The sequence below is a fragment of the Actinomycetota bacterium genome, from assembly GCA_030650795.1.
Taxonomy (GTDB): domain Bacteria; phylum Actinomycetota; class Actinomycetes; order S36-B12; family S36-B12; genus UBA11398.
In genome coordinates, this window is sequence record JAUSDJ010000021.1 from 1 (window position 1) to 18,323 (window position 18,323).

At 57.8% G+C, this 18,323-nt stretch carries 20 protein-coding genes and 1 tRNA gene; 7 read left to right on the forward strand and 14 right to left on the reverse strand.

The window, feature by feature from the left end; genetic code table 11:
- Positions 1-269: 269 nt before the first annotated feature.
- The 3 genes from Q7L55_06065 to Q7L55_06075 all read right to left on the reverse strand — a co-directional run bounded on the left by Q7L55_06065 (position 270) and on the right by Q7L55_06075 (position 2,074).
- Positions 270-342: transfer RNA gene (locus Q7L55_06065), tRNA-Lys, on the reverse strand.
- Positions 343-366: 24 nt separating this feature from the next.
- A complete protein-coding gene (locus tag Q7L55_06070) occupies positions 367-1,860 on the reverse strand; it encodes a GDSL-type esterase/lipase family protein (GenBank protein MDO8732122.1) in 1,494 nt (497 codons plus the stop codon).
- A complete protein-coding gene (locus Q7L55_06075) occupies positions 1,853-2,074 on the reverse strand; it encodes a DUF5522 domain-containing protein (GenBank protein ID MDO8732123.1) in 222 nt (73 codons plus the stop codon). The genes Q7L55_06070 and Q7L55_06075 overlap by 8 nt, the downstream gene beginning before the upstream one ends.
- Before the next feature lie 101 nt (positions 2,075-2,175).
- On the opposite strand from Q7L55_06075, the gene Q7L55_06080 reads away from it, so the two are divergent.
- Both Q7L55_06080 and Q7L55_06085 read left to right on the forward strand, forming a co-directional pair.
- The gene (locus Q7L55_06080) at positions 2,176-2,784 is read left to right on the forward strand and encodes a vitamin K epoxide reductase family protein (GenBank protein MDO8732124.1); all 609 of its coding nucleotides are present in this window, start codon (positions 2,176-2,178) and stop codon (positions 2,782-2,784) included.
- 114 nt (positions 2,785-2,898) lie between these two features.
- The gene (locus Q7L55_06085; GenBank protein MDO8732125.1) at positions 2,899-3,453 is read left to right on the forward strand and encodes a heme-binding beta-barrel domain-containing protein; all 555 of its coding nucleotides are present in this window, start codon (positions 2,899-2,901) and stop codon (positions 3,451-3,453) included.
- A 36-nt stretch (positions 3,454-3,489) separates the two neighbouring features.
- Here the strand turns inward: Q7L55_06085 and Q7L55_06090 are convergent, their stop codons facing one another.
- From Q7L55_06090 to Q7L55_06115, 6 genes are all read right to left on the reverse strand, one after another.
- Positions 3,490-4,509 (reverse strand): TIGR03842 family LLM class F420-dependent oxidoreductase, encoded by a 1,020-nt coding sequence (locus Q7L55_06090; protein MDO8732126.1) that lies wholly within the window; start codon positions 4,507-4,509, stop codon positions 3,490-3,492.
- A gap of 36 nt (positions 4,510-4,545) precedes the next feature.
- The gene (locus tag Q7L55_06095; protein MDO8732127.1) at positions 4,546-6,033 is read right to left on the reverse strand and encodes a CoA-acylating methylmalonate-semialdehyde dehydrogenase; all 1,488 of its coding nucleotides are present in this window, start codon (positions 6,031-6,033) and stop codon (positions 4,546-4,548) included.
- A gap of 37 nt (positions 6,034-6,070) precedes the next feature.
- Positions 6,071-7,489, reverse strand: a complete 1,419-nt coding sequence (hydA, locus tag Q7L55_06100; protein MDO8732128.1) for a dihydropyrimidinase — start codon at positions 7,487-7,489, stop codon at positions 6,071-6,073.
- Positions 7,490-7,505: 16 nt separating this feature from the next.
- On the reverse strand, positions 7,506-8,342 hold the full coding sequence (locus tag Q7L55_06105) for a nitrilase-related carbon-nitrogen hydrolase (protein ID MDO8732129.1): 837 nt from the start codon (positions 8,340-8,342) through the stop codon (positions 7,506-7,508).
- A gap of 184 nt (positions 8,343-8,526) precedes the next feature.
- Complete coding sequence (locus Q7L55_06110; protein MDO8732130.1) at positions 8,527-9,234, reverse strand: disulfide bond formation protein B; 708 nt, start codon at positions 9,232-9,234, stop codon at positions 8,527-8,529.
- A 7-nt stretch (positions 9,235-9,241) separates the two neighbouring features.
- Complete coding sequence (locus tag Q7L55_06115) at positions 9,242-9,394, reverse strand: hypothetical protein (GenBank protein MDO8732131.1); 153 nt, start codon at positions 9,392-9,394, stop codon at positions 9,242-9,244.
- A gap of 408 nt (positions 9,395-9,802) precedes the next feature.
- On the opposite strand from Q7L55_06115, the gene Q7L55_06120 reads away from it, so the two are divergent.
- The 3 genes from Q7L55_06120 to Q7L55_06130 all read left to right on the forward strand — a co-directional run bounded on the left by Q7L55_06120 (position 9,803) and on the right by Q7L55_06130 (position 10,843).
- Complete coding sequence (locus Q7L55_06120; protein ID MDO8732132.1) at positions 9,803-10,042, forward strand: hypothetical protein; 240 nt, start codon at positions 9,803-9,805, stop codon at positions 10,040-10,042.
- Positions 10,043-10,176: 134 nt separating this feature from the next.
- A complete protein-coding gene (locus tag Q7L55_06125) occupies positions 10,177-10,545 on the forward strand; it encodes a type II toxin-antitoxin system RelE/ParE family toxin (protein MDO8732133.1) in 369 nt (122 codons plus the stop codon).
- Positions 10,538-10,843, forward strand: coding sequence for a helix-turn-helix transcriptional regulator (locus tag Q7L55_06130; GenBank protein MDO8732134.1), 306 nt, complete (start codon positions 10,538-10,540; stop codon positions 10,841-10,843). The genes Q7L55_06125 and Q7L55_06130 overlap by 8 nt, the downstream gene beginning before the upstream one ends.
- Here Q7L55_06130 and Q7L55_06135 read toward each other — a convergent pair.
- The gene (locus Q7L55_06135) at positions 10,840-11,115 is read right to left on the reverse strand and encodes a helix-turn-helix domain-containing protein (protein MDO8732135.1); all 276 of its coding nucleotides are present in this window, start codon (positions 11,113-11,115) and stop codon (positions 10,840-10,842) included. The genes Q7L55_06130 and Q7L55_06135 overlap by 4 nt on opposite strands.
- Positions 11,116-11,272: 157 nt before the next feature.
- On the opposite strand from Q7L55_06135, the gene Q7L55_06140 reads away from it, so the two are divergent.
- Together Q7L55_06140 and Q7L55_06145 are read left to right on the forward strand one after the other, a co-directional pair.
- Entirely contained in the window at positions 11,273-12,337 is a 1,065-nt protein-coding gene (locus tag Q7L55_06140; GenBank protein ID MDO8732136.1) for a DUF262 domain-containing protein, read from the forward strand.
- Entirely contained in the window at positions 12,334-13,332 is a 999-nt protein-coding gene (locus Q7L55_06145; GenBank protein ID MDO8732137.1) for a hypothetical protein, read from the forward strand. The genes Q7L55_06140 and Q7L55_06145 overlap by 4 nt, the downstream gene beginning before the upstream one ends.
- Positions 13,333-13,523: 191 nt before the next feature.
- On the opposite strand, the gene Q7L55_06150 is transcribed toward Q7L55_06145, so the two are convergent.
- From Q7L55_06150 to Q7L55_06165, 4 genes are all read right to left on the reverse strand, one after another.
- On the reverse strand, positions 13,524-14,387 hold the full coding sequence (locus tag Q7L55_06150; protein MDO8732138.1) for a hypothetical protein: 864 nt from the start codon (positions 14,385-14,387) through the stop codon (positions 13,524-13,526).
- Between the two features lie 132 nt (positions 14,388-14,519).
- Positions 14,520-15,506, reverse strand: coding sequence for a BsuBI/PstI family type II restriction endonuclease (locus Q7L55_06155; GenBank protein MDO8732139.1), 987 nt, complete (start codon positions 15,504-15,506; stop codon positions 14,520-14,522).
- Positions 15,503-17,032, reverse strand: a complete 1,530-nt coding sequence (locus Q7L55_06160) for an Eco57I restriction-modification methylase domain-containing protein (GenBank protein MDO8732140.1) — start codon at positions 17,030-17,032, stop codon at positions 15,503-15,505. The genes Q7L55_06155 and Q7L55_06160 overlap by 4 nt, the downstream gene beginning before the upstream one ends.
- A gap of 293 nt (positions 17,033-17,325) precedes the next feature.
- Entirely contained in the window at positions 17,326-18,123 is a 798-nt protein-coding gene (locus Q7L55_06165; protein MDO8732141.1) for a hypothetical protein, read from the reverse strand.
- Positions 18,124-18,323: the final 200 nt, after the last annotated feature.

The window sequence follows — 18,323 nt, forward strand, 5'->3', positions numbered from 1 at the left end:
CAGTCGGGTTCGGATACTCCGACGCATGATCCAGCATCTGCTGGACACACCGCTCCTTCACCTTCGGATCAATCTTCTTCGGCATGACTCCATCCTCCTAGACTCAAAAGGAGGCGGCATCAAACCTAGGGCGCTTCACTCAACTCCACCAACATCGAAGGAGTGTCACGGATCAGGCGAAACCACCGTCACCCATCAGGCGAAACCATGTCACCTGACAGCCGGAGCCAAAACGTCACGCATCAGGCGAAACCAAACAATTCACAAAGTACACCGCGAGGGACTTGAACCCCCAACCCGCTGATTAAGAGTCAGCTGCTCTGCCAGTTGAGCTAGCGGTGCGTGATGGAGCAGAAAGTGTAACAGTCAGTTGAGGGCGGCCACTGCTGCCTCAGTGATCGCAGCGGCCATCTCGCGGAGCCCTTGCGGGTTTGGATGGAAGGAGCCGCTCGACATCGCTCCGAGCTGTGCAGGGAATACCCACGATGACGTGCCAGCACAGATTCCATGGCCTTTGGCTGACTCACCGGAGCGTGCCCAAGTGCCGGTGACGGGGTGCCATCCCAGACTCGACGTAGCTTGGATTTGCTGATTGAGCGAACCTGCCGGCAGCGGAATCGACTTCACTCCTTGGTTGGTTGTCGGGTAATTCACTGCTGTGGGTGGGGTGGGATTCAAGATTGCATCGCGTGACCATGAAAAGTCCTGGGTCGTCATCGTGAGATAGGAGCAGGGTCCACCTGCAGCATTTCTGGTGATGTCGGGATAGAGGGTCGGCAGCACAGTTGCGTTTGGAGCGAGTGTGATCGGGTTGGCGCAACTGCGCCCGGTGAAGCAGTTCGAGATCGAGGCGTAGACAGTTGGCAGATTTGCGGTCTGCGAACTCACGCCAGCGTTCAAGCTTGGAAAAGCGCGCAGGAGTCCTGAGGAGGCGGGCACCAGTGGGCAGTTGGCATTCACCAGGCACGAGCTGATGACTGATCCGAATCCGACGTCGTTTCCGCCGACAGACAAGGTGATCAGATCCACCGGACTGTTGCCGATGATGCTGCGTGCCTGGGCTAACTGCGAAGGTAATTGGCCAGTCTGCTGGCCAAGGACGCCTTGGGAGACAGTGGCTCCGCTGCACGTGACGTCGACGAAGGTGACTGAGGTCTGGGCAGAGGCCTTCTCCAGGGCCAGCGCAGCTTGCGCGGGTGCACTGTGGACGCTGCGGTGGCAATCGGCGCCATCCCAATACGGGCGGAAGCTGGTGAACAGGCCGCCTTGCTGAATCCAGGCCTGCACGTTGCGGGGATTGCCTTCGCCCGAGGCATAGGAGTCGCCTAGTGCGAGCATCAGGATGTTCCTGACTGTGCCGTTGACGGAACTCACGGCAGACGCCTTGCCGTCGTCTACTTTCAAGGTGAATCGGTAGCTCGCTTCGGGAAGGGTCACTCTCGTCTTACAGGTTTTGGCGCTGAGGGCCTTGGGGCCAAGCCCTTGCTGTTCGCTGCTCGCCAGGTTGGTGATCGACCAGGTAAAGGATTCGCCCTGCGATCCACAGGCGTTCAACGTCACCGGAAATCCCTCGGGGGAGAGGTACCAAGAAAGCGATCCATTAATCAATCGCTCATTGGGCTGGGCGATGTGATTACCGCTTCCCACCATGGCGAGGGATGGATTCATGGTGAGTGCGCCTGACTTCGGCACCCCTCCATCTCCTTCGATGAAGCCGTCGCCGTTGGTGTCCTTGCTCAGATCAACCATGGACCAGGACGCCTTGGCTGTGACTGGAGAGTGGGCAGCAGATGCCGGAATCAGCGCAGCGAAAGTGAACAGTGCGGCGCAACTTGCAAGAGCGGCGAGTCTCCTAGACATAGGGGCAATGCCGACAGCCGTTGGTACAGCACATTCCGCGCTGCAGATGCGTGGCTGCCGTGATGACAAACAGCCCGGTAGCCGGATCGAGGTAACCGGCCTCCCCATGTTCCATTGCGGTGGAATGACGGTGAATGATTTCGCTGTACTGCGGATGATCTGGCGAGAGCCGATCTTCATGCGGCTGCGCGAGCGGTCGTGACGCAGCAGTCATATCGTCGATTATGCAGGAGGCGCTCGTGCAGACCATTGGCTTCGACATGCCCGCAGCTCAGTAGTCACCGATCGATTCGACGTCCAAGGGATACTTGCTCAATGTCGACTGCCTATGCCTTCACCCCGCTGCCCCGAGCTCAGCGCTACATCGGGGCCTTCAGCGAGATGCTGGTGTCGTCCTTGCTGTCACTCCTTGCATCGTTGGTGTTGTCAGTTGAGGCCATAACCTTGGCGGCCAATCCAGATGCGATCTTCTCCTGCGACATCAGTTCGCATGTCTCCTGCAGCATCGTGGCCCAGTCTTGGCAGGCCTCGCTCCTTGGCTTTCCCAATGCTTATCTTGGATTAATCGCTGAACCAATAGTTATTACTGTCGCCCTTGCGTCAATCGCGGGAGTGAGCTTCCCCCGCTGGTTCATGAATGCCGCACAGTTGATGTACACCGTAGGGCTGCTGTTTGCCTACTGGCTCCTATATGAGGCGTATTTCCACATTGGTGCGCTGTGCCCATGGTGTCTCTTGGTGACGGTCACCACGACAATGGTCTTTGCATCGATGACTCGCGTGAATATCTACCGCAATACCTTCGGATTCAACGAGCGATTGCATCTGCGACTTACCCGTTTGCTTGATGCGTGGGTTGATCAGTACATCGTAATCTTGATCATCGCGATCATTGGCGGCATGATCGCGATCAAGTACCTCTAATGTCAGCACATTAATGGCCAATCTCGCCGCAGTTGGCGGGCCTGGCTGCTATGAATAACCGACACACGTACTCGTCAAGTTAACGCAATTTGCGCCAATCGAAATGGAGCGATTATGAATGAAGAGTGGGGACCACTGGCCGGGCTCATAGGCGAATGGGAAGGCGAGAGTGGCCTAGACCACGCTTTCAAGCACAGCACGGAAGTTGTCTTCGACACGATCTACCGCGAGAAGTGCTCCATGAAGCCATTCGGTCCCGTCGACAATGGCAAACAGTCGCTTTACGGCCTGGACTACAAGTCGGCGATGTGGCGCGATGACGAAGAGAACCCATTCCACACAGAGGTCGGCTATTGGCTGTGGGATGCCGCAACTGGCGAGGTGATGAAGGGTTTCGTCGTGCCCCGCGGAATCGTCGTGCTGGCTGGAGCCTTCACCACCGCAGATGCCAAGGTATTCACATTGAAGGCTGCTTTGGGCGATCTCAAGTACGCCATTGGTGAGAACGACTACCTCTCAGCCAACGCCAGTAGCACTTCATACGAGGTCACGATCACCGTTGGTGACGGGACCTTCGGCTACGACCAGACCACCTGGTTGACGATGAAGGAATTCACCGAGCCCTTCCCGCACACCGACCATCACTTGCTGACTCGCGTCAGCGAGTAGTAGTAGCCCGACTCAACTGACTGAACGCGGTCCCGGTCAGTCAATCGCGCGTATGTGTTCCTGTACGGCCGGAATGATCTTCTCTCCGTATGCCGCAAGGGTGTGGTCCTTGTCGTCGTGCTGGAGATAGAGCGCGAACTGGTCGACACCAAGGGCTTCAAGTTCTTGGAGTCGGCGGATGTGTTCGGCGGGGGGGCCGATGATGCAGAAGCGGTCGACGATCTCATCAGGTACGAAGTCGGCATGCTCGTTGCCTGCCTGGCCGTGCAGGTTGTAGTCGTATCCGCGCCGATGCTTGATGTAGTCGGTCAATTCCTGAGGGACTTCTCCTAAATCATCGCCGTAGCGAGCGACGATGTCTGCGACGTGGTTGCCGACCATCCCGCCAAACCACCGCAGTTGATCGCGGGCGTGTTCAATCTCCTCGGTGACATACGCGGGCGCGGCGACGCAGATGTAGATGGAATCAGGATCCCGGCCAGCTGCTGCGGCTGCATCGCGGACGGCCTTGATCGTCCATTCGACAATCGCCGGATCAGCGAGTTGCAGAATGAAACCATCACCAACTTCACCCGCCAGCGCGAGCATCCTTGGTCCGTACGCCGCTACCCACACGTCGGCACGGCTGGACTTGCCCCAGGGCAGCCGCAGGTTGCTGCCTCTGTAGTCGATCGAATCGCCGTTGACCAGACTTTTGATATCGAGTACCGCTTGGCGCATGTGGTCGACTGAGACCGGCTTGCCATTGGTTACCCGAACCGCGGAGTCACCGCGGCCGATGCCGATGACTGTGCGATTGCCGTACATCTCGTTGAGCGTCGCGATCACGGATGCCGTCACCGTGATGTCGCGGGTTGCCGGGTTGGTCACCATCGGACCGACGATGACCTTGCGTGTCTCGTCGAGGATCTTGCTGTAGATGACGTAGGGCTCCTCCCAGAGGATGTGGGAGTCGAATGTCCAGACGTAGCCGAAACCGTAGGCCTCGGCGCGCTTGGCGAGGTCTATGACGCGGGCGGCCGGAGGCGTGCACTGTAGAACGATGCCGATGTCCATGAGTCACCTTTCGTTCGCGGGAGTCTTTCGGTTGGGCTAACGCGTGCGGGGAAAGCCAAGGTCGACGGTCGACGTTGCGGGATCTGGCCATCGTGAGGTGATGGTTTTCGTGCGGGTGTAGAACTCCACTCCTGCGGGTCCATAGATATTGCTGTCCCCGAAGATCGAGGCCTTCCAGCCGCCGAAGCTGTAATAGGCGACGGGCACGGGGATCGGCACGTTGATACCGACCATCCCGACTTTGATGTCAAATTGGAACGCGTGTGCGGCACCGCCGTCGCGCGTGAAGATCGCGGCGCCATTGCCGTACTGGTGGCTGTTGATGAGGTCCACCGCCTCGTCGTAGGTGTCGACCCGAACAACTGACAGGACCGGGCCGAAGATCTCGTCGTCGTACGACGACATACCCGGTGCGACATGGTCGATGAGCGAGACGCCGAGAAAGAAGCCGCTCTCCGGCAGGTCGGCGTCGCGGCCATCAACAACAACGGTGGCTCCCTCACTGGGAGCACTGGCGAGGTAGGAGGCAACCTTGTCTCGGTGCTCGCCGGTGATCAGCGGCCCCATCTCCGAGGTCGGGTCGGTGCCTGGCCCGACCTTCAACTTCGGTAGGCGCTCGGTGATCGCATCGATGAGCGTGTCTCCCACGCCGCCCACGGCAACCACCACGGAAATCGCCATGCACCGCTCGCCGGCGGATCCATAGGCAGCGCTGACGGCGGCGTCGGCTGCCATGTTGATGTCCGCGTCCGGCAGAACCACCATGTGATTCTTTGCGCCGCCGAGGGCCTGCACCCGTTTGCCGTTCGCGGTCCCGGTGGAATAGATGTATCTCGCGATGGGCGTGGAGCCGACGAAGCTGACGGCCTCAATATCGGGATGCTCGAGTATGCGATCGACCGCGACTTTGTCTCCGTGGACGACGTTGAAGACTCCGTTGGGCAGCCCAGACGTCTGCAGCAGCTCAGCGAGGAGCAAGGAGACCGAGGGATCCTTTTCACTCGGCTTCAGCACGAAGCTGTTGCCGCATGCGATCGCGATGGCAAACATCCACATCGGCACCATTGCGGGAAAGTTGAACGGCGTGATGCCGGCAACGACTCCGAGCGGCTGCTTGATCGAGTAGACGTCAACCCCGCCGGACACTCCCTCGGAGTAGCCGCCTTTCAGCATTGCCGGGATTCCGCAGGCGAATTCGATGTTCTCGATGCCTCGTGCGAGCTCACCCGCAGCATCGCTGGGGACCTTTCCGTGTTCGAGAGAGAGCAACTCCGCGATCTCATCGCGCCGAGCCACAACGAGCTCGCGGAATCGGAACATGACATCTGCGCGTTTGGACAGCGACGTCGACCGCCATGCTGGGAAGGCGGCCTTCGCGGCCGCAACGGCAGAGTCGACCTCATCGATTGAGGCGAGTCCGACACTTGACTGCTGCACGCCCAGTGCCGGGTTGAATACCGGGCCCATTCGTCCCGAAGTCGAAGCGACGAAGGATCCGTTGATCCAATGGTCGATTGTGTGCACGAGGGTTACTCCGCTCTCCGTGTTACCGGGACCTGCGTCAGATGAGGTATTGCGAGAGCCCTCGCTTGAGGTACTTGCCGCGACCCTTCACTCCGAAGTACTGCTTGTCATCGACAATGACAAGTCCGCGGGAGATGACCGTGTCGACATGGCCGTCGATGTTGAAGCCCTCCCACGCCGAGTGGTCCATGTTCATGTGATGGGTCTTGTGAAAGCCGATCTCGGTTCGACCCGAAGGGTTGTAGATGACGATGTCAGCGTCGGATCCGGGTGCAATGACTCCCTTCTGCGGATACAAGCCGAACATCCGTGCGGGAGTTGTTGACGTGATCTCAACCCAACGTTCCAGGCTGATCTGCCCATCGACGACGCCCTGGTAGATCAGGTCCATACGGTGCTCTACTGATCCGATTCCGTTGGGGATCTTGGAGAAGTCTCCGAGTCCGAGTTCCTTCTGCTCTTTGAAGCAGAAGGGGCAGTGGTCAGTGCTCACGATCGACAGGTCGTTCGTGCGCAGGTACCGCCACAACTCTTTCTGGTGTTCCTCGGCCTTGGAGCGCAGCGGAGGGGAACACACCCACTTGGCACCTTCGAATCCTGGCTGCGACAACTGGTCTTCAAGGGATAGGTACAGATACTGCGGACAGGTTTCTCCATACACGTTCCACGCGTCGTCCTTGGCGGATTGCAGCACCGACACGGCCTGCTTGGCCGACATGTGGACGATGTACAGGGGTGCGCCGGTGAGCCGCGCCAGCATGATGGCTCGGTTGGTGGCATCCGCCTCGGTCTCCCAGGGCCGCGTCAGCGAGTGGTACTTGGGGTCGGTCTTTCCTGCCGCCAGCGCCTGCGCGACGAGAACGTCGATGGCAGTGCCGTTCTCCGCGTGCATCATGACCATCGACCCGCTTTGCGCAGCCGATTGCATAGCCCGCACGATTTGGCCATCGTCGCTATAGAACACACCTGGGTAGGCCATGAACAGCTTGAAGCTGGTAATCCCGTCGTCGACCAATTCATCCATGGCCTTCAGCGAATCGTCGTCGACTCCACCGATGATCTGATGAAATCCGTAGTCGATATGGCAGTTTCCGGCGGCCTTGGTGTGCCAGGCGGCGAGGCCGTCCTGAACGCGCTCGCCCTGTCTTTGGACGGCAAAGTCCAAGATGGTGGTAGTGCCACCCCAAGCTGCGGCGCGCGTTCCGGTCTCGAAAGTGTCTGAAGCGAAGGTGCCGCCGAAGGGCAACTCCATATGGGTGTGCGCATCAATGCCGCCGGGGATCACATATTTTCCGGATGCATCGATGACTCGTTCGGCCTCGGCCTCGAGGTTTGCTCCCAGTGACGTGTCGCCAGGCAAGAGGAGTGCGGCGATGCGCTCTCCGTCGACGAGGACATCGGCCACAATCGTGCCTTGGGCCGAAACCACGCTTCCGTTCTTGATGAGGATGGTCATGAGTCAGTCCCTTCGCTTACGGGCGGACGACGTCGCCGTAGGTATCTGGCCGACGGTCGCGGTAGAAGGCCCACCGATTTCGAACCTCAGCGAGCAGATCCATGTTCAGTTCCCGAACTAGAAGTTCGGGTTGATAGGAGTCACCCTTGTCGCCGACGTAGTTGCCCTCGGGGTCCACGAAGTAGGACTGTCCGTAGAAGTCGTCGTCGCCCAGCGGCTCGATACCGACTCGGTTGATGGCGCCCACGTAGTACTCGTTGGCCACTGCGGCGGCCGGCTGTTCGATGCTCCAGAGGTAATGCGACAGTCCCCGAGAGGTGGCCGACGGGTTGAACACGATCTGTGCGCCATTGAGACCCAGCGCACGCCATCCCTCGGGGAAGTGGCGGTCGTAACAGATGTACACGCCGATCTTGCCGACTGCCGTATCGAACACGGGATAGCCGCCAGTGCCTGGGCGGAAATAGAACTTCTCCAGGAAGCCAGCGACTTGTGGGATGTGATGCTTTCGATACTTGCCAAGGAAAGTGCCATCGGCATCGACGACGGCAGCGGTGTTGTACAGGACGCCTGGCTGCTCCTGCTCATACATCGGCAGGATCATGACCAAGTTCAATTCCTTGGCCAGAGCTTGAAAGCGTTCCGTGGTAGGCCCAGGAATCGATTCGGCGTACTCGTAGTACTGAGGGTCTTGGACCTGACAGAAGTACGGACCGTAGAAGAGCTCCTGGAAGCAGATGACTTGGGCGCCCTGTGCGGCTGCATCGCGGGCATAGCCCTCGTGCGCGAGGATCATTGACTCTTTGTCGCCGGTCCAACTTGCTTGGACCAATGCGGCGCGAATGGTGGTCATGACGTCCTCCCAAATAGGTGGGGCGCGCAAGGTGACACAAAGCGTTTAACCAAGTATGGCCTAGTAGGCAGGACGTTGAAAGTGCTCGATAGCCAATCCTGGCGTCACCACAAGTACAAGAACTACCCTGCGCTCACGGACATCCCTGCACCTGTGAACAGCGCGACTTGGGCGGAGGGCGGACTCACGGAATGCTCGCGCTCGCGCGGTCCGGTACCAATCTTCGGTTCATCACGATGGCCATTGCAATGGCGAGGGCGAGCAGGCCAGCGGACATCACGGCTGCCCATCCGGGCACGTTTCCGAACCCAGCGATGTTGGCGGGGTCGTCGGGACACGATCCCAGCCCACACTCCGGTATCACCGCTAAGCCGATCACAAGCAGGTCAAGGGCCACCCAGTTGATCGCTGTGAACGCCAGCACTCGAATGACGCGCCTTTGGTGGAGGATGCCGGAGTCGCTTGCTCGGAATGGCGCGTCCCACAGCAGGAGCAGAGCGCACCCGACTATGGCGATGGTGAAGGTGATGAAGGCCCAAGTGTAAAGGTGTAGTCCGGCGACGGCCGGACCGTAACCGGGATCGCCCGGCGTTGCGATGTGGAGCAAGATCTGCCGTGTCGAGGCGGCCCCACCGACGACCGCGGCGAGGATGCTGATCGCATAGTGGGCTGGCCGCATTCCCCACAGAAGATTCATGAGTGGCCCGATGGCCAGGCCGATCATCGCCGAGCGTTGAACCAGGCACAGTGGGCAGGGCTGCTCGCCGACGCCGAACTGCAGATGCAGGGATCCGGCCAGCACGCCGATCAGGGCGAAGAGGGCAAGGATGTTGACCCACCGCGAAAGTTGCACCTCTTGGGCCTCGCGTCGGCTTGTCTTGATGGAGGACATGGTCGCTCTAGAAGTTGAGCGGGATCGGATCGCTGATATGGGACTTGAGGATCACTGCAGTCCATACCAAGCAGACAAGAACCAGAGCGATCGTCCACTTCCAGCGAAGGATGATGGCGAGAAATGCCGCCATCCACAGGAGGAACATCGAGAACATCACGGGCGCCAAGGTAGCGCGTGCCTTCGAAACCCAGCAACGACAGGCACTTGCATCAATTCATGCGAGTGCCACCTCGGACTACGTGAATGCCCGGGCTAGGCGAAGGCCCTGATCGGACGCACGTGACGGCGAAGCGCTTGTCGATGGCCGGCAGGTACCAGTCCGACCGACCTCCGCCTCGGTAGACAGCGACAGGGTTCGCCGCCCCCTACGTGCAAAACGCCGCCATCGCCGCGGTGAGGTTGGCGGGTGGAACGCGACTGAGCATTGGAGCCCCTCTCGGGCACCGTGTATACCGGATTTGGGGGTTCTTCTCACACGAGAGTAGCGACCTTCAAAACTATTGCGGTTAAACGAAAATTCGTGGGGTGAGTGACGGGACTTGAACCACCCACTTTGCCTTCTTCTATGAGGGAAACCCCGCTCCCATGCGTGCTTGTGTGCCTCTATGAATGCTTGATCGTGCTGACGCCGTCAGCAGAGTATCTCCTCTATCCCGGCCATCTGCCTAGTCGGCTTTCGGATGGCGGCCATGAAGCTCTCGTTGAAGCCCTGCGGCGTCTGAACACCGAAGGACAGATTCGACTGGACTCGCTCGACGAGGTTGCTGCGCCAGACGAGCTTGGTCCGCCGCCGGTGGGCAGATGAGAGGGTGTCGCTGTGAACGAGGCATTGGTGCGACTGCGCCAGCGACCGGACGACTATCTGGCCCAGACCTCCGCGACTGCAGAGGTCTTCCGGATGAATACAACACTTGCGCTATATAGCCTAGAGGGTGTAGCGTGACTGCTCGTTGGGAAGTGGAAGTTGACCTTGTCGAGGACTGGCTCATATCACTGGACCAGAAGTCCTATGAACAGGTCATCGCTGCTTTGGAATTACTGGCCGAACGCGGACCGGGACTGGGAAGGCCTCTGGTCGACTCAGTGGTCGGCTCGCAACACAAGAACATGAAGGAGTTACGGCCGGGATCCAGCGGTCGGTCCGAGCTCAGGGTGCTGTTTGCATTCGATCCGGATCGCCGTGCAATCCTGCTGGTGGCTGGAGACAAGGCTGGAAACTGGCAGAAGTGGTATCGAGTCAACATCCCGGTCGCTGACGAACGCTTGACCGAGCACCTGGAACGACGGAAGGAAGGGCATCATGGCTAAGAGCCTTGAGGATCTGCTGCGCGAGCGCCCTGTTGATCGGGCTGCAGTTGACGCGCACAAGAAGCGCTTGCTCGATGAGGTCCGTGCCTATCGGCTTCGCGAATTGCGCGAGGCATCGAACCTGACCCAGGTTGAACTCGCCTCACTCCTCCATGTCAGTCAGAACCGCGTCTCTCGTATTGAGCACGGAGAAATCGAACATTCCCAAGTCGACACGCTTCGAAAGTACGTCGAAGCGCTTGGCGGCACGTTGCACGTCGAGGTTGAGTACGGAGACAAGCGCATCCAGATCGGCTAACACTGGCGTAGACACCTCGGCGTCCTTCGAAACTCGATAGAGGGCACGGTCCACTCCTCGACGCACTGGGCAATGTCGGTGTCGCGAATCCGCACTAGTCGCCCAACCTTCACATACGGCAACTGCCGACTTGCCGTCAGACGGCGGATCATTCGTGGCGTAACGCCAAGTGCCTGCGCGGCTTGTTCGATGGTAAGTATGTGCGAGCGGGGGATTTGATGCTGGGCCGCCCGGAGAACGCGCAGAACATCGCCTAGCGCTTGGCGAAGCATTGCACGAGAGTCTCGTAAAGTACCGTGACAAGGAACCTCAAATAGTGGACTGCAGATTGGTAGCCTCCCGGGAAAAGGTTCATCGTGCGGTGGCGCTGATGATCAGAAAAGAGGAGTTGTGCCAGACGAGGAGCCCTACGAAACGGTTAACCGAACTGTGACCACTCAGGATCTGAGTTGGTTACTGGAGCAAAATCGGCGCGAGCAACTCGATCTCGATCCTCCGTATCAGCGGCGAAGTGTCTGGACGCCACGGGATCGCAGATCGTTCATGGACACAATCTTTAAGAACTACCCGTCGCCTCCAATCTTCCTGCACAAGACAATCGATCTGGCAACGGGCGAGGCGACATACCATGTTGTCGACGGCAAACAGCGCATAAGCACCGTGCTCCAATTCCTCGATAACAAGGTCTATCTGCCGCACGATTTCGGCGATTCGCGTTTCGCAGGCAAGCGGTGGCGCGACCTGTCAGAAGATGACGAGGCACGGGTGCGCCTTTGGAACTATCGAGTCACTGTCGAGGAAATCGACGATGTCTCTCCAACGTTTGTGAGAGAAGTCTTCGAACGGCTCAACAAGAACTCCCGCAAACTCACTGCTCAGGAACTAAGGCACGCACGGTTCGACGGCTGGCTTATCAACTTCCTCGAAGACGAGATTATCCAGCCGATGTGGAAGCGCTTCAAGATCCACACGACCGCCAAGGAAAAGAGAATGGCAGACGTTCAAAACCTCGCTGAGCTGGCGATGGTCACCGTGCGCCACAAAGTGAGTGGGTTTGATCAGGAAGATCTGGACGGATTCTTCGCCGAACTCGATGAGGCTGACGATGATGAGACTCCATTCGATGTTGATAATTTCACGGTCGACTTCTTCGGGTTTCGCGATTGGCTTGATGACCTCGACAAGGAAACTGAAGTGGTGTCGACGATTGCTCAGCCGTTCCTCCATTTCTACACTCTGTGGTCGTACATCAACCAACTCGGCAATGCGCCGGCTGGTCTGACAGAGTTCGGAGATCGTTATCGGAAGTTCATGGAGGCCGTAGGCTCGTACGACGCCAGTGCAAACGAGCCTTCTCTGCCAGTCGACGGCGCCGCAACCGAGTTTGAAAGACTCGTCGCGCAGTACAAGTCTGCGTCGGTCGGAGCGACAACTGAGGAACCTCAAAGAATTGCGCGGCTAGATGCGTTGCAGCAAGCCATGCAGTTGGGGTGACTTCGTTGAAAATCGATGCGGCCATCCGTGAGTCCTTCAGAATCCAGCAGCAAATCGCGAAGCTTCTGCAAAAGGAGATCGACCGCGATCTGCAGAAACGCAAGCGAACTGTCTGGCATTACGAGAGTCGTGTGAAGGAGCTAGAGAGTTTCGCTCTCAAAGTAGAGACCGGACGGATCGCCTCCATCACAGAGGTTGAGGACGTATTTGCAGCAACCCTCGTGGTCCCTGACGCGACCCAAATCGAGGCGGCGGTGGAGTTAGTCCTCGACAAATACACACTCCAGGAAAGACGACCTGTATCAAATTCGTTCACCTCAAGTTCGCCCGATAGTTTTCCCTTCGACGATCTTCGCCTATACGTCAAATACCAGCGCGTCGAGGGCGAGCAGTCGGGCATCCCTGACGGAGTGGTGTTTGAAGTGCAGGTGAAGACATTTCTTCAGCACGCCTGGGCAGTCGCCACGCACGACTTGATTTACAAGACGGAACTCCGTGACTGGCGTCGAGAACGCATCGCGCATCAGATTCGAGCCACGTTGGAGCAGGCTGAGGTTGTAATTGGTGGAATCGGATCTCTCGCGGGCACCGATCTACTTCCGACCACCAATCAAACAATCGCTGATCTAAACGCAGTTATCGCCCTCTTGCAGATGGAATGGAGCGCGGAAGAACTGCCCTACAACATCCGTCGAGTTGCGGAGTCCGTCGAGTCTTTGCTGTGGGTCGTTGAGCGCAGACGACAAGCCGACCGGCCTGCCATTCTGAAGAAGCTGCTGCAGGACGGCAAGGCTCGCAACTCAGGGGCTCACAGTCTGGATTGGTCCCCCTATCGGTCGGTGCTCAACTACATAGCTCAGGAGTATCCGCGCAGACTGACGCAGCGCATCAAGGACGGAACTGCGCGCTCGCGCCTTCTGGTGTATCCGGAAGTCCTAGATGCTCTTTCGTTGAGCGCACAAGACGCCATAGGCGCAGTCGTCGTAGGGGCTTAACCTGATCGTGTCTGACTAGGAAGGTGAGTACCAAGCTAGTTCAAGCCAGGGTTCATCCGCGAAGAGGAATCTATGGGAATTCCAGCATCAAATTTTCAAACAACGCGATAATGGGCTTGGGACAACCGCGAACAACCTAGATACATGAAGTAAGGCCACAGTCTGGCGGCAATAATGCAGATAGATCTTGTCTATCGGTAGAGAGCAATTGGCTCCAACCACAGGAGCGGACCAGCGATTGCTGCGTCATCATCCGTGATCGTGATCCCCATGCTTTCTGCAGGCTCTTTGAAGTTCTCGATGGCTTCCTTGAGAAGGGTCATTTCAAGCGAGGTCGCCGCAAGGTCGTGCGTCAACCGTAGCGCAGGGATCTCTTGACTTTCGGGAACGATGCGATCCACCTGGGCCACAATGGAATACTCCCCACCTAGTTGCCCGAAGCGACCAATGAGCCATCGTGTTTTGATCGGCATAGCGACTTTTGGCCCCGCCTCGCCATTCGGCGTTGCGATAACGACTACTTGATCATCTTCGCCATCGCCGAGGAACATTCTGATGACGCGTTCGTTCTCCTTTAAAGATTTCAATTCGGCACCCTGGGCGCTCATGACATGACCTTGTTCCTTAGCCTTGCTGACGTACCAAAGGAAGAGCCTGAAGAGAGTCTGTATTGGCGCGATTTCAAGGTGTGCGCGAAACTCAACCGTGTCGCCTGAAGCTACATTGAGAAGAGCATCTGGCCCCCAGCCATCAAAGGACCCGAGTGCCTTTCCCTCTTTTAGAGTCTGGTACCAAAGTTCGAATACTGAGAATCTCGTCCGGGTTCTTACCATTTCCTCCTCGAACTCCGACGAGGACTTCTTAGAAGCTTCCAAGCTAACTCCCGAGAATCCCAGCCCACCGCCAAAGCCCCCTTCACGAGCCGAATTTACTCGTGCCGCGACCTCGTCGATCTTTCCGCTCTCGACTGCGGATAGTGAGTTGATGACCGTTTCATCATCTAAGTAGAAGAAGCCACGATGAATGCGGTTTGCAGGTGGCCTGTAGTTGGACATAGTTCCCCCGTCGCTGACTGATTTCGCTGCAGGGCGATCATGCCATCGCAGTTACATCCATTGCTGTCTCGTATGAGACAGCATGCGACATCCTGAGGTAGGGGCTACACGGGTATTGACGACGCTAGGCCGTCATTCGTTCCACATGAAGTCGGACACGGTGCGCTCATGAGGACCCAGATAGCGATCTCCATTGAAGTGGATCATGTGTGACGGCTCGGCTACGAGCCACACTTCCGTCTCCCACGATAAATCTCCGGCCCATCGTTTGAATGTCGCGCGATCAGGAAAGGCCGTGACGAAGACCAACCCGGCAGTCGAACTAGCGAACAGCCTGTTGAGTTCATCAACTCGCTTCGCATCCATGGGCCCATGCGACGTTACTGCCTCGACGAGTATGAGCCAGCCCCTAGACACGTCGTGGATGACAACATCTGGCATTTTCCCATGTTCATCAACATCAATCGCAAGCGCTCTGAGCGCCTCGTCCTCGCGCACGACCCACTTGTCATCTGCGTCACCGATATAAAGGACGTGACCACCGGGTGTGTAGCGCGAGCAGAATTCCTGGATGACCGCAACGATCACAGGGTTCTGGCCTCCTGGCGAAAGCGTGATTGCTTCACCATTCGGAAGGGTGACTGCGATCCGCTGAAGGTAACGCTCCATCGCCCAGCGCTCGACAAGCGAACCCACTTCTTCTCTGTAGCCTTTAGCGAGGGCAGCCCAGGCATCAGTCCCGAATGCGGTCAGAACCGAGAAGGCTTCGGGCGTCACCTGATAGACGTTCTTTCCGGAATTCACAGGACGTGTTGGGTCATCGGGATTCTGAACGAGCACTCCCGCCGCGATCAATTGGTGAACGGACTGTCGACGCACTGTCTCGCGCGTGTTCGGCGCGTAGTCCTTGCCCCAATGGTCACGGAACACCGCCATCATCTGAGTGATACCGAGCATCGGCGTTGCAGCATCTGCCCATGGCGTCTCAGGTGTCATCCCAAGAAGCGCGAGCAACGCCAGCGCAGTGCGCTCGTTCTGCTGGGCTGCTGGAAGCCCCAGGTCCTTCAGGGCCATGATTGCTTGGCCCGTCCGAACGCCAGCACTGTCGAGAGCATTCATGCTGACTTCCGTTCGGGCCGCATAGATGCCACGAGCAGATCGTCCATTTCATCTCCCCAAGGCGCGCTACTCTCGAGGCGTTGGCCCATTATTCTCAGCTGGTCCACGGTCGGGTAACGAAGTTCCTTGAGGTCAGTGGCGTTCACTTGTGTGTGCCCACTGAACTGTCTGAAGGCTTCATCAACGAATCGCGTATTCAGATACGCAGTTAGGCCCCTAGCTACCTCTTCGTCCAACCCTTGCTTGCGGATATGAAATATGTTTGTTTTGTTGTCGAAGGCGACGGGGCCACCGTTCAGCACGGGATCCCAAAGTGAGGCAACTACCCGACGTTTCTCTTCCTTCGCACTGAAACGCTTGACAACAACATACCAACCTTCAGGCAGAAGCATCTTCCGTGAAGTATCGGTGGCTACAAAATAACTCGGCTTTTCAACGCCATCAGGCCAATGCGACACTCCACCTCTTAAGTGCGCGGGGTAAACCATGGGCACTGTGTCGGGGGTGGCGATTTCACTTAGGTGTTCGCGGCTTCGGAAGTCCACAACAATCCCTGTGCTGACTTCCACGCCAAGCGTCGTCAACGTTTCTGGCATTGCTTCCATTAGTCCAGCCACCGCGTCAGCGTCTTCGTCGAGACGGAAGTGCAGAAAGAGGTTGCCATCGTCATCAGATACCACCGATTTATGTGGAACAGCCCGACTTACAGCCTCATGGGCTGGCGATTCACTGTGGGAGATGACGACGGTTCCACGCTTGGCCCCGACATCTGCCCGCCAGATCACGTTTTCTTGCAGTACCTCGGTGTCTGCGAACGCCGAGGAGCGGCTCTCGTACACGTGGACGTGGCGTAACGAAGTGTGCAGAAGCAGGTCCCGGCGGAACGATAGGAAATAGGGACCGTTAGCAAAACTCCGGGGCGTAATAGCGACGATCTGCCCACCATCGCCCATTACACGCAGCGCCATAGTCACAAATGCCGTGTAAAGGTTCGGACTCCCGCAACCTGCGTTCTCAGCCATCAGTCGTTCCCGTGAACCGCGTGCGATCTTCTTGTAGGGCGGGTTCATAACTACCGCATCGAACCTCGTTAGTTCCTGACCTCCGTGTTGGTCGTGCGAGGCGACCCAGCTCAGAAAGTCGTCGGTATGTCGATCCGTCGTGACAGTGATTCCAAACTCACCCCCTGCGGCCACACACTCTTCGAGGGTTTCATCTAGGCCAACCGCTAATGACTCGTCAATCTCGAAAGCCGTGAAAGCGATATTCCCTTTGAATCCTGCTTCGATGGCTCGCGCCATAACCGCGGCCGTCAGACTCCCAGTCCCCGCACCTGGATCCACTACTCGCCACTTACCCGCCTTCGGGACGTCCAGCAGGGACGCTAAGTGGCGCGCAACCTGGCCAGGAGTGAAAAACTGGCCGAACTTGCTTCGGTGCCTGTCGCCGATGCGCGCACTAAATTCCTGGCGTCTGAGCTCTGCACGCTCTAACAGAGCGTGAGCGGCTTCCTCACGACTCGGCATGTGTCTAGTCTAGGCAGAGGACTGACAACTGCGAGCCATTGAACATTCAGCAGACACCCCCTGCGATGACCGACCTCGATTCCCGGAAATGGGCAAAGGTCGCCTGCCCCGATACTTCTACGACCAGCTGAGTGGGTAGGAATCCCAGGCAACGCAAACACCCCAGAAGGCTCAAGTCCACGGGTGGTCGAGCAACTAGGACAGCAGTAAGCATCTGAAAGTGGCGTAAACGGTCTAGGAGTTGTCGGAGGTTTCTCCGGGTTTAGGACGGCCGGTAGGACTACAAAACGGACCTAGCCACCCGCAGGTTTACGACTTCGCCAGTCTTCCAGCGAGGGATTTCGAGGCGGAGAATTCAGGACGATGAGGAAGCGGTCTTGTATCTCTTCGGCATAGGTCCAGAGAGCAGCGATATAGCGATTGTAAATTTCTCCGTCGATATGAACGAGTTCGTCCTCTTGAGTCCACGGCCCCTCAATCACCGCCGCCAGCCCAGCTCGATCTATCCGCACCATCCGGTGCAATAGAACGTTTCGAACTTGAGCCAGCTCGTTCAATGTCTGGGAAAGGTCTTTCGGTAGAGGCCTATCGGGAGGAGCGCCCAACCAGATTCGACGAAGCGCATCTTCCCACCGTTCAGGCCTGTCAAGGGTCAGATCGAGACGGCCTCGGGGGGTACCAGGACGCAGTGCTTCGAATGCTTTCATCCCGATATTGGAAAGTAACTTGATCCCCTCTTCGGATACTCCCCTGGCCCGCGCCTCAATGTTTGCCTGCTTCGTAATCTTCCGAAATTCCTCCTTCTGCTGCGCTCTTGCCGCAACAATCGCCGGCCCCAACCTAGTTCCGGCGCCTTCCACAAAACCCTCGATGTGTCCGAAGATTTGGACCACTGTGGCGGCATTGAGGCTCGCGATATGTTCCGGATTTTCTGCCGCCGTTCGATGTCGTTCAGGAACATTTGACGAAGGGTCTTTCAGCGTTGCAAGACCAACGAGCAATACGATCCTCGAATTGATTGCAGAGAGTATTTGCTGGCGCATGTCGAAAAATGAACCCGGGACATCGGGATTCTCATCTTGCTCCGTCATGCTAAATATCTTCCTCCTACGAGCTGGAGAGCTTGGGTCACGTCCACGGTCGAGGGACGACGGAATAGGCCGCACATGTGTGCACTCAGGATGTATTCCAGACTGAATCCATACGAGCCAAATGGCTAAGCGACACCCACTCCGGGGCGCGTACTTCCATGGAATTTCTGTAATTGCGAGGTACCGAGGGGGTCGCACCG